General features: G+C 57.8%; 13 protein-coding genes. 2 read left to right on the forward strand and 11 right to left on the reverse strand.

Annotated elements, in window-relative coordinates; all coding sequences use genetic code 11:
* The first annotated feature begins 73 nt into the window (after positions 1 to 73).
* Both JOE09_RS09645 and JOE09_RS09650 read left to right on the forward strand, forming a co-directional pair.
* Positions 74 to 1,234 (forward strand): pyridoxal phosphate-dependent aminotransferase, encoded by a 1,161-nt coding sequence (locus tag JOE09_RS09645; RefSeq protein WP_205065597.1) that lies wholly within the window; start codon positions 74 to 76, stop codon positions 1,232 to 1,234.
* Complete coding sequence (locus JOE09_RS09650) at positions 1,222 to 1,989, forward strand: amidohydrolase (RefSeq protein WP_205065598.1); 768 nt, start codon at positions 1,222 to 1,224, stop codon at positions 1,987 to 1,989. The genes JOE09_RS09645 and JOE09_RS09650 overlap by 13 nt, the downstream gene beginning before the upstream one ends.
* 47 nt (positions 1,990 to 2,036) lie before the next feature.
* Here the strand turns inward: JOE09_RS09650 and xylB are convergent, their stop codons facing one another.
* The 11 genes from xylB to JOE09_RS09705 form a co-directional block, all read right to left on the reverse strand.
* Positions 2,037 to 3,497: a xylulokinase gene (gene xylB / locus JOE09_RS09655; RefSeq protein WP_205065599.1), complete on the reverse strand. Its 1,461-nt coding sequence runs from the start codon at positions 3,495 to 3,497 to the stop codon at positions 2,037 to 2,039.
* A gap of 45 nt (positions 3,498 to 3,542) precedes the next feature.
* Positions 3,543 to 4,862, reverse strand: a complete 1,320-nt coding sequence (xylA, locus tag JOE09_RS09660; RefSeq protein WP_205065600.1) for a xylose isomerase — start codon at positions 4,860 to 4,862, stop codon at positions 3,543 to 3,545.
* A gap of 193 nt (positions 4,863 to 5,055) precedes the next feature.
* The gene (locus JOE09_RS09665) at positions 5,056 to 6,252 is read right to left on the reverse strand and encodes a XylR family transcriptional regulator (protein ID WP_205065601.1); all 1,197 of its coding nucleotides are present in this window, start codon (positions 6,250 to 6,252) and stop codon (positions 5,056 to 5,058) included.
* 37 nt (positions 6,253 to 6,289) lie between these two features.
* Positions 6,290 to 7,894, reverse strand: a complete 1,605-nt coding sequence (locus JOE09_RS09670; protein WP_205065602.1) for a glycoside hydrolase family 43 protein — start codon at positions 7,892 to 7,894, stop codon at positions 6,290 to 6,292.
* Positions 7,891 to 9,264, reverse strand: a complete 1,374-nt coding sequence (locus tag JOE09_RS09675; RefSeq protein WP_205065603.1) for a glycoside-pentoside-hexuronide (GPH):cation symporter — start codon at positions 9,262 to 9,264, stop codon at positions 7,891 to 7,893. The genes JOE09_RS09670 and JOE09_RS09675 overlap by 4 nt, the downstream gene beginning before the upstream one ends.
* Positions 9,265 to 9,507: 243 nt before the next feature.
* Positions 9,508 to 10,395, reverse strand: a complete 888-nt coding sequence (locus JOE09_RS09680) for a helix-turn-helix transcriptional regulator (protein WP_205065604.1) — start codon at positions 10,393 to 10,395, stop codon at positions 9,508 to 9,510.
* Positions 10,396 to 10,536: 141 nt separating this feature from the next.
* Entirely contained in the window at positions 10,537 to 11,799 is a 1,263-nt protein-coding gene (hpxK, locus tag JOE09_RS09685; RefSeq protein ID WP_205065605.1) for an allantoate amidohydrolase, read from the reverse strand.
* Complete coding sequence (locus JOE09_RS09690) at positions 11,799 to 13,034, reverse strand: pyridoxal-phosphate-dependent aminotransferase family protein (protein WP_200547633.1); 1,236 nt, start codon at positions 13,032 to 13,034, stop codon at positions 11,799 to 11,801. The genes hpxK and JOE09_RS09690 overlap by 1 nt, the downstream gene beginning before the upstream one ends.
* Positions 13,035 to 13,177: 143 nt before the next feature.
* Complete coding sequence (locus tag JOE09_RS09695) at positions 13,178 to 13,912, reverse strand: amino acid ABC transporter ATP-binding protein (RefSeq protein ID WP_105590685.1); 735 nt, start codon at positions 13,910 to 13,912, stop codon at positions 13,178 to 13,180.
* Positions 13,893 to 14,549: an amino acid ABC transporter permease gene (locus tag JOE09_RS09700; protein WP_123335480.1), complete on the reverse strand. Its 657-nt coding sequence runs from the start codon at positions 14,547 to 14,549 to the stop codon at positions 13,893 to 13,895. Before JOE09_RS09700 ends, JOE09_RS09695 begins: the two co-directional genes overlap by 20 nt.
* Positions 14,549 to 15,214 (reverse strand): amino acid ABC transporter permease, encoded by a 666-nt coding sequence (locus JOE09_RS09705; protein WP_105590683.1) that lies wholly within the window; start codon positions 15,212 to 15,214, stop codon positions 14,549 to 14,551. The genes JOE09_RS09700 and JOE09_RS09705 overlap by 1 nt, the downstream gene beginning before the upstream one ends.
* Positions 15,215 to 15,225: the final 11 nt, after the last annotated feature.

Below are 15,225 nucleotides of genomic sequence, written 5' to 3' on the forward strand. Positions count from 1 at the left end.
AGTATCACCGTGATATATTGGCAGCAACACAGGACACAACATCATAAAACCGCATTCAGCAAGGGTTGTAACCATGAGCCAGACGTCATTCACGCCAGAGAGCAAGCTGCCCGCACTGGGTACTACCATCTTCACACAGATGAGCGCGCTCGCCCAGCAGCACAACGCGATCAATCTTTCCCAAGGATTCCCCGATTTTGACGGCCCGGCCTATTTGCAGGAGCGCCTGGCTTATCATGTCAGTCAGGGTGCAAACCAGTATGCGCCGATGATCGGCGTGGCGCCGCTGCGTGAAGCCATTGCACAGAAAACCGCTGAGCTGTACGGCTATCAGCCGGATGTAAACAGCGAAATTACCGTCACCGCCGGTGCCACCGAAGCGCTGTACGCGGCGATCACCGCGCTGGTGCGCCCGGGCGATGAGGTAATCTGCTTCGACCCGAGCTACGACAGCTACGCCCCGGCGGTGACGCTGGCAGGCGGTGTTATGAAGCGTATCGCGCTACAGCCGCCCGGCTTCCGCGTTGACTGGGCGGAATTCACCGCTCTGTTGTCGCCGCGCACCCGTCTGGTGATTCTCAATACGCCGCACAACCCTTCCGCGACCGTGTGGCAAAAAAGTGATTTCGCCCAGCTGTGGGAGGCCATTGCCGCGCAGGAAATTTATGTCCTGAGTGATGAAGTGTACGAGCACATCTGCTTTGATGAAGCCGGACACGCCAGCGTGCTGGCACATCCGCAGCTGCGCGAGCGGGCGATTGCCGTTTCTTCCTTTGGTAAAACCTTCCATATGACCGGCTGGAAAGTGGGTTACTGCGTAGCTCCTTCTGCGCTGAGCGCGGAAGTGCGTAAGGTTCACCAGTATCTGACCTTCTCGGTCAACACACCGGCGCAGCTGGCGCTGGCCGACATGCTGCAGCAGCACCCGGAACACTACCGCGAGCTGCCGGAATTTTATCGTGCCCGCCGCGATCGTTTTGTTGAGGCGCTCTCCGCCAGCCGCTTCAAGCTGCTGCCCTGCGAAGGCACCTACTTCCTGCTGGCGGATTACAGCGCTATCTCGGATCTCGATGATGTGGCATTCTGCCAGTGGTTAACAAAAGAAGTGGGCGTGGCGGCGATTCCGCTGTCGGTGTTCTGTGCCGATGCCTTCCCTCATAAACTGATCCGCCTGTGCTTCGCCAAACAGGAAGCCACGCTGGATGCTGCTGCGGAGCGACTGTGTCAACTTTAAAAATTAGCGTACTCCAGCAACCGCTGGTCTGGATGGATGGCGAAGCCAACCTGCGTTTCTTTGATTCGCTGCTGGACGGCCTGAACGACCGCGACCTGATTGTGCTGCCGGAGATGTTCACCACCGGTTTTGCGATGGAAGCGGCAAAAAGCTCGCTGCCCGAAAGCGAAGTGATTAGCTGGCTACAGGCGAAAGCCGCCGCGACCCACGCCATGGTGGCGGGCAGCGCGGCGATCCAGACGGCAAAAGGCGCGGTTAACCGCTTCTTCCTGGTTGAGCCGGGCGGCGCGGTGCACTTCTACGATAAGCGCCATCTGTTCCGCATGGCCGGTGAGCACGAGCACTATCTGGCGGGCGATCGCCGCGAAGTGTTCGAGTGGCGCGGCTGGCGCATTCTGCCGCAGGTGTGTTACGACCTGCGCTTCCCGGTGTTTGCCCGCAACCAGAATGATTACGATCTGGCGCTGTACGTGGCGAACTGGCCGGCCCCGCGTGCCCTGCACTGGCAGACGCTGTTGCAGGCACGAGCGATTGAGAATCAGGCCTATATTGCCGGTTGCAACCGCGTGGGCACCGACGGCAACGGTCACGGCTACAGCGGCGACAGCCGGATTTTCAGCCCGCTGGGTGAAGTGCTTGCCGCCGGAGAGCCGCATCAGCCTGCGATTCTTGAAGCGGAGCTGTCGCTGGAGAGCCTGCGCGAGTATCGCGAGAAGTTTCCGGCATGGCGGGATGCCGACGCATTCAGCCTCTAATCACACAAACGGCCCGCTACGGGCCGTTTCTTTACCATGCAGGTGGCTTATTCCCCCGACATCATTGGCGAAAGCTGGCGATACAGCGAACGGAATCGCGCCTGTTGCCCGGCATACTGCGCGTGCAGATCGGCATCAGGAATATGCTGCTGTTCAAGCGGCAGCGGCGGCAGGAGATCGCTAAAGGTGCAGTGCGGCGACAGGGCAAGCTGTGCCAGTCTGGCCGCTCCCAGCGCCGGCCCCACATCTCCCCCCGTGCGATAATCCAGCACTTTGCCGGAAATATCGGCCAGCATCTGCCGCCACCAGGGGCTGCGCGCGCCACCGCCAATCAGCGTGATGCTGTCTGGATTAACTCCGGCGGCGTTCACCACGCTCATCCCGTCTGTCAGCGCATAGCCCACACCTTCCAGCACCGATTTCGCCAGTTCCGCCTGACCGTGTTCATGGCCTAAGCCAAAAAACACGCCCCGGGCATGCGGGTTATTGTGCGGCGTACGCTCCCCGGAAAGATAAGGTAAGAAGATCGGTCCGCCTGCGCCGGGCGCGGCAGACCGTGCCTTTTCGATCAGGGCGGGAACGCTATCCACGCCGGTTAAGCGTGCGGCCCAGTCCAGACAGGAAGCCGCACTGAGCATCACCGACATTAAATGCCAGCGGTCGGGCAGCGCGTGGCAGAAGGCATGAACCGCGCTTTCAGGATTGCTCTGGTAGCCCTCGCTGACCGCAAAGTAGACGCCGGATGTCCCCAGCGACAGCATCGCCGCACCGGGATCGACAATACCAGCTCCGATGGCCCCGGCCGCGTTATCCCCGCCGCCCGCGACGATCGGCACCGCCGGAACACCCCATTCGCGGGCAACGGCCGCGTGGAGGACGCCGGTGATGGCGCTGCCCTCAAAGAGTTCAGGCATATGGCCGCGGGTCAGGCCGCAGCTTTCCAGCATGCGGTCGCTCCAGTCGCGGCGAGCCACATCCAGCCACAGCGTGCCGGACGCATCCGACATATCGCTGGCAAAGCGGCCCGTCATGCGAAAGCGCAGATAATCTTTCGGCAGCAGCACTTTATCGATTTGGCGAAACACATCCGGCTCATGGCGCGCCAGCCAGAGCAGCTTTGGCGCGGTAAAGCCCGGCATCATCAGATTGCCGGTTATGCGTCTTTGATCAGGAATGGCCGCCTCAAGATCGCGGCATTCTTCGCCGCTGCGGCCATCGTTCCAGAGAATGGCCGGGCGCAGCACCCGCTGCTGCTTATCCAGCAGCGTGGCACCGTGCATCTGCCCCGCCAGCCCGATCGCCTTCACGCCCATCAGCGAATGCTGCTGGCCCAGTGAGCGAACGGCGCTATCGGTGGCCTGCCACCAGGCTTCCGGGTTCTGTTCGGACCAGAGCGGATGAGGCCGCTGCAACGTCAGTGCTGCCGTATGAGAGGCCATCACTCGTCCCTGTTCATCCGCGAGGATCGCTTTGACGCCCGACGTGCCGAGATCGATACCAATGTACATGTTGAGTATCCTGAACAGGCGCCACCGGCAGGTGGCGCAAAAGAATTAACCGAAGAGGTAACGATTAACGAGATTTTCCAACTGCTCCTGGCGACCACTCTGGTGCTGAGGGGCAAGGTTGTTTCCGCTGGTGTAGTCAGCAAGCGCTTCCAGTGACAGATTGCCCTGCAGGATTTGACGCCCCTGCGGACTGCTCCAGCCGGCATAGCGATCGGCTACCGTCTGCTCCAGCTCGCCGTCCTCAATCATCCGCGCAGCCACTTTCAGCGCCAGCGCCATGGTATCCATGCCGCCGATATGGCCGTGGAACAGATCGTATTTGTCCGTGCTTTGACGACGGACTTTGGCATCAAAGTTCAGCCCGCCGCTGGTCAGGCCACCGGCCTTCAGAATTTCATACATCACCAGCGCATTTTCCTCCACGCTGACCGGGAACTGATCGGTATCCCAGCCGCACTGCGGATCGCCGCGGTTGGCGTCAACGGAGCCAAAGATACCCAGCGCGATGGCGGTCGCAATTTCATGATGGAACGAGTGACCCGCCAGCGTGGCGTGGTTCGCTTCCAGATTCAGCTTAATTTCATTCTCCAGGCCGAACTGCTTGAGGAAGCCATACACGTTCGCCGCATCATAGTCGTACTGATGTTTAGTCGGCTCCTGTGGCTTCGGCTCAATCAGCAGAGGGCCGGTGAAGCCGATTTTATATTTATGCTCAACAACCAGATTCATAAAGCGTCCGATCTGCTCGCGCTCCTGGCGCAGGTCGGTATTCAGCAGCGTTTCGTAGCCTTCACGACCGCCCCACAGCACATAGTTTTCTCCACCCAGTTTGTGCGTGGCGTTCATTGCATGAAAGACCTGCGTCGCCGCCCAGCAGAAAATCTCAGGGTTTGGGTTGGTCGCGGCACCGGCAGCATAACGGGGGTTAGTGAAACAGTTCGCGGTGCCCCACAGCAGCCTGACGCCGCTCTCTTCCTGTTTGCGGGCCAGGACATCGGTCATTTCCGCCAGGTTGCTCTGATACTCCCGCACCGACTGGCCTTCCGGCGACACATCGACATCATGGAAGGCATAGAACGGCACATCCAGCTTGTGGAAAAACTCAAAGGCGACGTCCGCTTTCAGTTTAGCCAGCTCAAGTTCATTCCCCACTTTCTGCCACGGGCGGTCAAAAGCCCCAACGCCGAACATATCTGCGCCGTTCCAGCAGAACGTATGCCAGTAACAGGCGGCAAAGCGCAGATGATCTTTCATGCTCTTACCCAGGATTATCTCATCCGGGTTGTAGTGGCGAAATGCCAGCGGGTTGCGGCTCTGTGTGCCTTCGTAGCGAACTTTATCTAACCTGTCGAAATAGATGCTCATTGCAGACTCCGGGTTGAGGGATGATGAATCTCCGTGTTGCCTCATCCTCTTCGTAATGGCCCGACGCCTCAATTGCGATATTTCACGACCCGATTGCGAGAATTTGCAACCGTGCTGGCGATCACACTCTTCAGCAGCCCCCACGGCGACACAACATCAATTCATTGAAATTAAAAGATAAAAATAAGACAAATCAGGGATCACTGTGGCGATTGTGCTCCCGGTATTCTCCGGGGGTGATGCCATACGCTTTTCGAAATACCGCATAGAAGTACGGCAGTGAGGGATAGCCACAGACCTGTGCAATCTCAGTCACGGGCAGCGGCGAGGCGCTGAGCATCTCTCTGGCGCGGGTCAGTTTTTCCGCGTGGATCATCGCATGCAACGATTGCCCCGTTTCTGCCTTAAATCGGCCGTCGAGGCTGGTCCGGGAGAGGCCAACCGCATCCAGTACCTGCTCCACGCGGATACCCTGACAGGCATGACCACGGATAAAGTGCATTGCCTGAATCACCACGGGATCGTTCAGAGAACGATAATCGGTCGAACGCCGACCAATCACCCGTTGCGGGGGGATAAGAATGCGTTGCAGCGGCAGCGGCTCGCCGTCAAGCAGCCGCTGGAGAAGCCTGGCGGCCTGAAAGCCCATCTGCCGGGTTCCCTGAACCACGGATGAGAGAGACACGCGCGACAAATAGCGCGTCAGCTCTTCGTTATCAATACCGATAACGGACAGCGTGTCCGGTACCGGAATGTTCAGATGCTCGCAGGCCTGAAGGATATGGCGGGCACGAGAATCGGTGACGGCAATGATGCCGCAGTGAGCAGGAAGCTGTTGCAGCCAGTCAGCCAGCCGATTTTGCGCATGCTGCCAGTTTACCGCCGAGGTTTCGCTTCCCTGATAAACGCGCAGCGGGTAGCCGTTGCGGCTGGCCAGCTGTCGAAAGGCCATTTCACGCTCTTTCGCCCAGCGGTGATTCAGGCTGTCCGGCAGGCCATAGAAGGCAAACTGCGAAATTCCTTTTTGTTGCAGGTGCCGCCAGGCCAGTTCGACCTGGGCCGCGTTATCCGTGGCGATATAGTGAACCGGCGGATACGGCGAATGCAGGAAGGAACCGCCCACCCCCACCACCGGCACCGCAACGCCAGCAAGCTGCGCCTCGATATCCGCATCGTCATAGTCTGCAATAACCCCGTCACCCAGCCGGTCAGCAGCCGGAGCTGAGCGCATACGAAAATCATCTTCGATAAAGATATCCCACCGGCTTTGCGATGCCTGAAGGTATTCGCCCACGCCCTCAATAACCTGCCGGTCATAGGCTTTGTTGGCATTGAACAACAGGGTAATACGATGGCGCCGGGTATCCCGGCGATGGGGATGCCATGCCATATCGTCTCCGTTACGCCGGGCCATTCGAAGATAGCGCTCAGCCCTCGTCCAGCGATTGATAAGAGAAGTAGTCGAAATCGGCAAAGGCGTTCTGCCCGGTGAAATCCTGGCAGCAGATCCCAACAAAAGCCCCGGTAAAGCGCTCGTGTCCACGCTCCTTAAAGTATTCATCGGACAGTTTGCTGTATTCCACATAGCCCCCCACGCGATGCCACTCCCGCTCATCAAGGGAGTAAAAGAACCAGGCGGCATCGTGGTCCACTTCCACTTTCAGGTATACCGGGCCGTCATCGTCGAGCGCGATGCCGTTCCGGCTCGGTTCACTGAACCGGTTGAGATCGTTAATCAGCAGATTGACGGTGCGTCTGCCGTGCTCATCACGCGTGAGATAAAGGTACAGGTAATTGGTCGTGTCGTAGTAGCAGACCAGCCCGGCCATCTGCTGGAAGGAAGCGGGCTGGAAATCGATACGGGTCTGCGCCCGGAAGGCAAAATCGGTCTGCCTTCTGGCCACTAAGCTCTGATGATGATGAGAACTGAGGGATTCCTGGCCATGCAGGCGAAGCCAGCCCTTCCGCGCCGTCAGGCTGCAAAACGCGTCGGTCAGGGGAATGCGCAGGCTCTGGTAGTGCAGCGGCAGCACAGGCGTATCGAAATCATCCCGTCCCGTCATCGCTGGCCAGGGTTTTTCCGGCAGCAGCGTATGAACCACCAGCTCCGGGGTGTTTTTCTCATTCACCAGCCGCAGCCAGCCGTCCTGGTTCCAGTACACTTTCTGGATGGCCGTTTCCCTGCCCATCGGACTTCTGCCCCGCGATGGCAGCGGCCTGCCACACAGGTGAACGATAAACCACTCCCCCTGCCCGGTTTCAATCAGATCCGCATGGCCGGCGCGCTGAAGAGGCAGCCGGCAGTCATAGCGAGAGGTCATCATCTGGCCGCAGGGATCGGTTTCATACGGCCCCATTAGCTGCCGGGATCGCGCCATGGTCACGCCGTGATTATAGAAAGTGCCTCCTTCGGCGGTCAGCAGGTAGAACCAGCCATCGCGTTCATAAAGATGCGGGCCTTCGGTGATCCCCAGTTCGCTGCCGTTATAAATTTTTCGGCATTCCCCGATAAGCTGCTTACGCTGTTCATCGTACTGCTGGATGATGATGCCGTTCCATTTTGGGAATCCCGGCTTGCCGCCATCGCGATAGCTCATTTCCATGCTGACCAGCCACTTGGTGCCGTCGCTTTTATGGAACAGAGAGGGATCGATGCCCCGGCTGTTGAGATAGGTGGGTTCTGACCATTCACCTTCGATGTCCGTCGTGCTGACAATATAATTATTCACATCCCAGAAGCGGCCTGTCAGATTTTTAACATCGCTAAAAACCAGATAAAAAATACCTTTATCAAACGTCAGGCAGGGTGCAAAAACGCCACCGGAATCCGGGTTGCCTTTCATATCCAGCTGGCTGACCCGATTTAAGGGATAAGATATCAATTTCCAGTTTTTTAAATCGTATGATTTATACAGGCTCACGCCGGGGAACCATTCAAACGTCGAAGCGGCAATATAATAAGCATTGTTCGCAAAGATAATCGACGGATCGGGATTAAAACCGGGTAAGATGGGATTAATAATGGTGGTCATCTTGCTTCTCCTTTCACGTCTGACAGCACGCCGTTAGCGGCCTCGTTCTCATTGCTGCCGTCAGGATGTTTCGGGCTGAGATCGTAATTTCTCAATACCAGAATCAGGCTGAGAATTAACAGTGCGGGGATAATAGTAAAAATTAATCTGATGCAGAGCGTGGCCGAATCCAACTGGGTTGGCACGTTGCCCACGTAGCCGCCGACGGTGAGTATCCACCCCATCAGTGCGCCACCCACGGCAATACCAACCTTGATCGCAAAAATATTGGTGGAGAAAACCAGACCGCTGAAGGACTTGCCGGCTTTATTCTCAATATTGTCGATAATATCGCTGAGCAGGTTCCACTGCAGCGGTGTTGCCGTTGAGTTGATAACGTGAATACAGCCGATAATGCAGCAAATCAGCACCGCATGCTGCGACGGAATAAAGAACAGCGCAATCATAATCAATGCCTGCACCGTCATCGCCAATTTATAGGCAAACACCCGCTCTAATCGGGAATAGAGGGTAGTGGTAAACATTGAACCAAAAAACTTAGCCCCGAGAATGATGGTCAGAACCACGCCGACCAGCTCGGGCCGATGAAGATAATAGGTAACAAAATACATCGCCCCACCGGTCTTTAATATTCCCGCCGTCAGGTTAATTACGTTTAGCAGGAATAAACGCCGCCAGTTGGCATCCGACGTCAGATAGCGAAGCTCGCTGAATACCATGCTGAATTTTTGTGATTTATCCACCGGGCGGATATAGCGTTCCTGGGTCAGGGCGAAGCAGAGATAAAACATCACGGTGCTGGCCACGCCCATCAGCACCATGGCATAGAAATAGCCCTGCTGAAGGTTGCCGCCGCCCAGCACTTTGGTCAGCGGCAGCGCCACGGCGGAGACGATAATCCCGCCCAGCGCCGCGAAGGCAAAGCGGTAGGACTGCATCGACAGCCGTTCATCGGGGTCCTGAGATAAATTATTGATCATCGCGCAGTACGGCACATTCACTAGCGTGTACAGCAGGGACAGCGCCGTATACGACACGTAGGCATAGATAATTTTACCACTTTCACCCAGATCCGGCGTGAAGAAGGTCAGCGAGCCGAGAATGCCGAACGGCAGGGCAAACCAGAGTAAGTAAGGCCTGAACTGGCCGTGCCGGGTTGAGGTGTGATCCGCCAGGAAGCCAATATAAATATCAAAAAAGGCGTCAACGATGCGGACAAAAAGAAACATCACGCCCATATGAAAGGGGCTGAGGCCGTAGATATCGGTGTAGAAGTAGGCCATAAACAGCATGATGGTTTGCCAGATGATGTTCGATGCGCCATCACCCAGCCCGTAGCCAATTTTCTCTTTAATCGTCAGCTTGGACATAGATTACCTTCTGGTGTTGTGTCTGCAGGTTCAGGGGGTAGCGGGCCAGCTGGTATCAAAAATAGGCTTTATCGGGGCGGGTTAATGTAGAGAGATTGCGGCTTTATATAATTTTTTTGCGCTTTGGGTGTAACGACGATCACCCTTTTGAAAAAAGCAATTCGTCTAAGCGACAGCTTCAGGAAGCGCACCGGCGGCCGGTCAGCACAGAGAGCATATTTTCGCGATCCAACGGCGGACCGGTCAGGGCAGCGGGTCGTGTTTCGTGGATAGCTGCTTTGTCGAGCGGCTGTAGGTCCTGAATTTTTTTGGCGTTACGCCCATCAGCGTTCGGAATTTAAAACAGTAATAGGCGCTGTCGGTGAATTCACACTGGTAGGCGATATCCGTAATGCTCAATTCGGTATTTCTCAGCAGCTCGGCTGAGACGGCAATTTTCTTTCTGACCAGATAGTCTTTAAAACTGATCTGCATGATTTTTTTGAAGGTGCGGGAAAAGTGGCTGGATGAAAGCCCGCAGCGTTCGGCGGCGTCGTTCAGCGTGATGCTGAAAGTCCGATCCCGTTCAATCTGCACGACAAAATCGATAAGGCTGTCGAAGGTGCTGTTCTTGTCTTCGCTAACGTTCACCTTAACGGCCTGCTCGGCGTGGCCGTAAACCGTATTCAGCAGCAGCGTTAATAACGGGTTGGATTCGCGGGAGCTGTGCGGCTCGTCGTGCAGCTGCGTAAACCAGGTAAACAGAAACTGCATGCGTTCCGCATCACGTTCATTGAGCTGAAGAACAAACCCGGCGTGCTGGCCGGTAAAGGGCAGCGGGCATTTGAGCCGGTTCATCACCGCATTGCTGTACTGCAGTAAAAATCGTTCGTGATCGGGGGTAAACGCCAGCTCCATATCATGCAGGATCATCGATCCTACAAAAACCAGCGTATTGTCGCGCAGCGCGAGTTTTTCACTGCCGATTGAGTACGATCCCTCGGCGCGGCGGAACCACATAATCTCGTGTTCCAGATGCACATGAGGGCGAATATATACCCCTTTTTCGGGCACCCCCTCGCGCGCGCGCAGCAGGTAGTCCACGCCGAGGGTGGTTTCAATTTTTTCGAAAAAGCGATCGTCGTTCCACATCAGGCGCAAGATTCTTACAAAATGGCGGCAGGGAACCCCCACTATCAGAGGTTTTAAGGTAGAAAATCAATATAACTTTCTCCCACCCTGCGCCGCCACCTGGAACACTACGCCATGATAAACGCGGGCTGATGCACGGGATTACGCCCTGCCCGCCACCTCATTCACCACCTGCACATACGCCTGAACCGCCTGCGCCACATCTTCCGTGGTCACCGACTCTGCCGGATTATGGCTGATGCCGCGATCGCAGCGCACGAACAGCATCGCCGACGGCCAGCGCTCGGCCACGGCGATGGCATCATGCCCGGCACCGCTCGGCAGCGATACGCTGCGCCCCTGCACCTGAACCACGGCGCGGGTCAGCGCGGCCTGCAGTTCTGTATCACAGGCGGTGGCGGCAATGCAGTAAAACTCCTCGGCGCTGAAGCGGATGCCGCGACGCTGGGCAATCGCCTCGCCTTCGGCCAGCAGATCGGCCAACAGTGCGGAGAGCGGACCGTCTTCCGGGCCGCGCACGTCGAGTGACAGCGCCACATCACCAGGGATCACATTGACCGCGCCCGGCTGGCACTGCAGCGTGCCGACCGTGGCCACCAGCTGCGGACCAATCTGCGGCGTGCGGCGTTCGATATACACTATCCACTCGGCGGCGGCGGCCAGCGCGTCTTTACGGTGGCTCATTGGCACGGTTCCGGCATGACCGGCCTCGCCAACAAAGCGACAGTTCAGGCGGTGCGCACCGTTAATCGCCGTCACCACACCCAGCGCCAGCTGTTCCTGTTCCAGGCACGGTCCCTGCTCGATATGCAACTCCAGATAGGCCACGAAGTCTTCGACATCGCGCGCCGACTGCCAGATGCGGTCGGCATTCAGCCCGCAGTTTTTCATCGCCTGCGCCACGGTAATGCCGTTGGCATCCGGGTGATCGACCCAGCTTTCCGGCCAGCTGCCGGTCAGGCCGCGACTGCCCAGCAGGGTGATACCAAAACGGGTGCCTTCTTCATCGCAGAAACCGATAATCTCAATGGCCAGCGGCAGGCGCTCGCCGCGATCGTGCAGGTACTGCACGGTTTCAATCGCGGTCAGCACACCGAGCATGCCGTCATAGCGCCCTGCATTGCGCACCGTGTCCAGGTGAGAACCCAGCAGCAGCGCTTTCGCGCCGACCTGCTGGCCCTCATAGCGCCCGCAGATATTGCCGACGCTGTCCTGCCACACTTTCATCCCTGCCGCCGTCATCCACTTGCCAACCATCGCGTTAGCCCGCAGCAGCTCCGGCGACAGATAAACGCGGGTCAGTTCGCCCGGCGTTTCGCTGATTTCTGCCAGCGCATCGCAGCGGGCCATCACACGCGCCGCTGCCTCAGCGGCGGCGTCGGCCGTCATCAGGCACTCACTCATTAACGGCTCCCGTTATAGTGATCCCAGGCTGCCTGCATCGCAGCGCCCTGGGTTGTGCGGAATCCAAGGTGGTTCAGCACGGCTTCCAGCGCGCTCAGGGTCTGCATCACGCAGTCTTTACGCGCGTTATAGCCCATGGTGCCGATGCGCCACACTTTGCCAATCAGCGGGCCAAACGAGGTGCCGATCTCAATGCCGAAATCTTCCAGCACCAGCTTACGCACCAGATCGCCGTTGACGCCCTGCGGGATCACCACGCCGAGCACGTTGTTCATTTTGTGGTTAAGGTCACCGAAGGTTTCCAGCCCCATTCCCTGAATGCCTTTCAGCAGCGCGTCGCCGTGCAGCTTGTGGCGGGCGATGCCGTTATCCAGCCCCTCTTCCAGAATCAGGCGCGCGCATTCGCGGGCACCGAACAGCGCAGAGGTAGCTTCGGTATGGTGATTCAGGCGCTCAGGCCCCCAGTAATCCATGATCATGCCGAGATCGAAATAGTTGGAGTAGATCATCTCATCGTCGCCGTCCTGGTGCGCATCGGTACGGATGCCCGCTTCCACGCATTTGCGCTTGCGGATCGCCTCTTCCATCAGCGGGCTGAGGGTGATCGGCGAAGTTCCTGACGGGCCGCCCAGGCATTTCTGCATGCCGGCAGAGACCGCATCCAGTCCCCAGGCATCGGTTTCCAGCGCGTTACCGGCGAAGGAAGCGGTCGCGTCGGTGTAGAACAGCACGCCGTATTTACGGCAGATGGCACCCAGTTCTTCCAGCGGTTGCAGCATGGTCGTCGAGGTGTCGCCCTGCACGGTCAGCAGCAGGCGCGGCTTCACTTTTTTGATCGCGTCTTCAATCTGATCCGGGGTGAACACTTCGCCCCACGGTACTTCAATGGTGTGAACTTCCGCGCGGCAGCGGCGGGCAATTTCGCACAGCAGATGGCCGAAACGGCCAAAGACCGGCACCAGAACTTTGTCACCCGGACGAATAGCAGACAGCAGGATGGCCTCGATACCCGCGCGCGACGTGCCGTCAATCAGCATGGTCCACTGATTTTTGGTGCGGAACACGCCGCGATACAGCGCCATCACTTCGTTCATATACTGGGTCATGGCCGGATCGTACTGCCCGATCAGCTGGCTGGACATGGCGCGAAGCACGCGCGGGTCAGCGTTAATCGGCCCCGGCCCCATCAGTAAACGCTGCGGCGGGTTGATCTGGGTAAATTTAGATAAATCCATCATCGATTCCTATATGTAAATAACGCTTCAGGCGTTACTGGTGCAGGCAGTTTGCACACGGACAGCGCGCAAGAACCGGAGCGTACACGTAGTACGTGAGGATTCTGAGCACTGCCCAGGTGCAAAATGGCAAACAAAGTAGCCTAAAGCCCACGCACCGAGGAGATAAACTGTTTAAGCTCATTGGTCTGTGGGTTGGCAAACAGGGTTTTACTGTCGCCCTGCTCCCAAACGCGGCCCTGATGCATAAACACTACGCGGTCGCCCACTTCGCGGGCAAAATTCATTTCATGCGTCACGAGGATCAGCGTCATGCCCTCTTTCGCCAGCTGCTCCAGCACTTTCAGTACTTCGCCAACCAGCTCGGGATCGAGCGCCGAGGTAATCTCATCACACAGCAATACTTTCGGTGACATCGCCAGCGCACGAGCAATCGCCACGCGCTGCTGCTGGCCGCCGGACAGGTTGGCAGGATAGTAATCCATGCGATCCCCCAGCCCGACTTTATTGAGCATTTCCGCCGCCAGCGCCCGGCACTCGGCGTCGCTTTTTTTCAGCACGCGGCGTGGTGCCAGCATGACGTTTTCCAGCGCGGTCATATGCGGGAACAGATTAAAGTTCTGGAACACCATGCCGACAGAATGGCTGATTTCACGCGCCTGGGATTCACGATCGGTGATGGTCATCCCGCCCAGTTTAATGCTACCTTCCTGATAGCCTTCCAGCCCGTTCATGCAGCGCAGCAGGGTACTTTTCCCCGAACCGCTGCGGCCGATGATGGAGATCACCTGGCCCATTTCGATGTCGAGATCCACGCCTTTCAGTACGTGGTTGTCGCCATAGTATTTCTGCACCTGATTAATGGTGATGAGCGGCATTGAATTTCTTCTCCAGATACTGGCTGTAGCGGGACAGCGGATAACACATCAGGAAGTAGCCCAGCGCCACCAGCCCGAAAACTTTAAACGGTTGATACGTCACATTGTTCAGTATGGTTCCGGCTTTGGTCAGCTCGATAAAGCCGATAATCGACGCCAGCGCCGTGCCTTTCACCACCTGTACGGCAAAGCCCACGGTCGGCGCGATGCCGATGCGCAGCGCCTGTGGCAGAACCACGCGGTACAGCGTCTGGCCAAAGCTCAGACCGAGGCAGCGACAGGCTTCCCACTGCCCTTTCGGCAGCGCCTGGATGCTGCCGTACCAGATATCAATCAGGAAGGCGCTGGTGTAAAACGTCAGCGCCAGCGAGGCGGCGGTCCACGGCGAAACGTCAATGCCGAACAGCGCCACGCCGAAGAAGGCCAGAAACAGCTGCATCAGCAGCGGCGTTCCCTGGAACAGTTCGGTCCAGGCGCGGATAAAGCGGCACGGCCAGCGGCGACGGGTCAGGCGAACCATCACCAGCGGCATCGCCACCAGCGTGCCGCCAAAGAATGCCGTCAGCGACAGCAGGATAGTCCAGCGCGCCGCGAGCAGCAGATTGCGCAGAATGTCCCAGTCGGTAAAGGTCGTCATTACGGCTGCTCCCCGAACCATTTACGCCCGGCGGCCAGCAGCAGCTGACGCATGGCAATCGACAGCGCCAGATACATCAGCGTGGTCACCAGATACACTTCAAAACTCAAAAACGTCCGCGACTGGATCAGGTTGGCGGCAAAGGTCAGCTCTTCATAAGAGACCTGCGACACCACCGAGGAGCCAAGCATCACGATAATGCACTGGCTCACCAGCGCCGGATAAATACGCTTCATTGACGGCGGCAGCACCACGCGGATAAACGTCTGAGTGCGGGTTAAGCCCAGCACCCGCCCGGCCTCCCACTGCCCTTTCGGCGTCACCTGGATACCGGCGCGGATGATTTCCGTGCTGTAGGCACCGAGGTTAATCAGCATCGCCAGCAGCGCCGCCTCTCCGGCGGTGAGTTTCAGGCCCAGATTGGGCAGGCCGAAAACGATAAAAAATAGCTGAACCACAAACGGCGTATTGCGGATCAGTTCGACATAAGCGCCCCAGCAGCGGCTGAGTAGTGAGGGTTTACCGCTTCGCAGCGCTGCCCCCAGAATACCCAGCCCCACGCCCCCAACGGTAGCCATCACCGTTAGCTGGATAGTCACCCACAGGCCGGAAATCAGTTCCGGCCAGTAGGGCCACAGCGCGGGAAAATTCAGTTGCCCAATCATCAGTCAGCCCC

The organism is Pantoea coffeiphila, assembly GCF_016909495.1.
GTDB lineage: Bacteria > Pseudomonadota > Gammaproteobacteria > Enterobacterales > Enterobacteriaceae > Erwinia > Erwinia coffeiphila.

Excerpts from the sequence above, each read along its gene's own strand:
- JOE09_RS09645 (WP_205065597.1), top strand. The coding sequence starts at position 74 with ATGAGCCAGACGTCATTCACGCCAGAGAGCAAGCTGCCCGCACTGGGT.
- xylB (WP_205065599.1), bottom strand. The coding sequence starts at position 3,497 with ATGTACATTGGTATCGATCTCGGCACGTCGGGCGTCAAAGCGATCCTC.
- xylA (WP_205065600.1), bottom strand. The coding sequence starts at position 4,862 with ATGAGCATCTATTTCGACAGGTTAGATAAAGTTCGCTACGAAGGCACA.
- JOE09_RS09665 (WP_205065601.1), bottom strand. The coding sequence starts at position 6,252 with ATGGCATGGCATCCCCATCGCCGGGATACCCGGCGCCATCGTATTACC.
- JOE09_RS09670 (WP_205065602.1), bottom strand. The coding sequence starts at position 7,894 with ATGACCACCATTATTAATCCCATCTTACCCGGTTTTAATCCCGATCCG.
- JOE09_RS09675 (WP_205065603.1), bottom strand. The coding sequence starts at position 9,264 with ATGTCCAAGCTGACGATTAAAGAGAAAATTGGCTACGGGCTGGGTGAT.
- JOE09_RS09680 (WP_205065604.1), bottom strand. The coding sequence starts at position 10,395 with ATGTGGAACGACGATCGCTTTTTCGAAAAAATTGAAACCACCCTCGGC.
- hpxK (WP_205065605.1), bottom strand. The coding sequence starts at position 11,799 with ATGAGTGAGTGCCTGATGACGGCCGACGCCGCCGCTGAGGCAGCGGCG.
- JOE09_RS09690 (WP_200547633.1), bottom strand. The coding sequence starts at position 13,034 with ATGGATTTATCTAAATTTACCCAGATCAACCCGCCGCAGCGTTTACTG.
- JOE09_RS09695 (WP_105590685.1), bottom strand. The coding sequence starts at position 13,912 with ATGCCGCTCATCACCATTAATCAGGTGCAGAAATACTATGGCGACAAC.
- JOE09_RS09700 (WP_123335480.1), bottom strand. The coding sequence starts at position 14,549 with ATGACGACCTTTACCGACTGGGACATTCTGCGCAATCTGCTGCTCGCG.
- JOE09_RS09705 (WP_105590683.1), bottom strand. The coding sequence starts at position 15,214 with ATGATTGGGCAACTGAATTTTCCCGCGCTGTGGCCCTACTGGCCGGAA.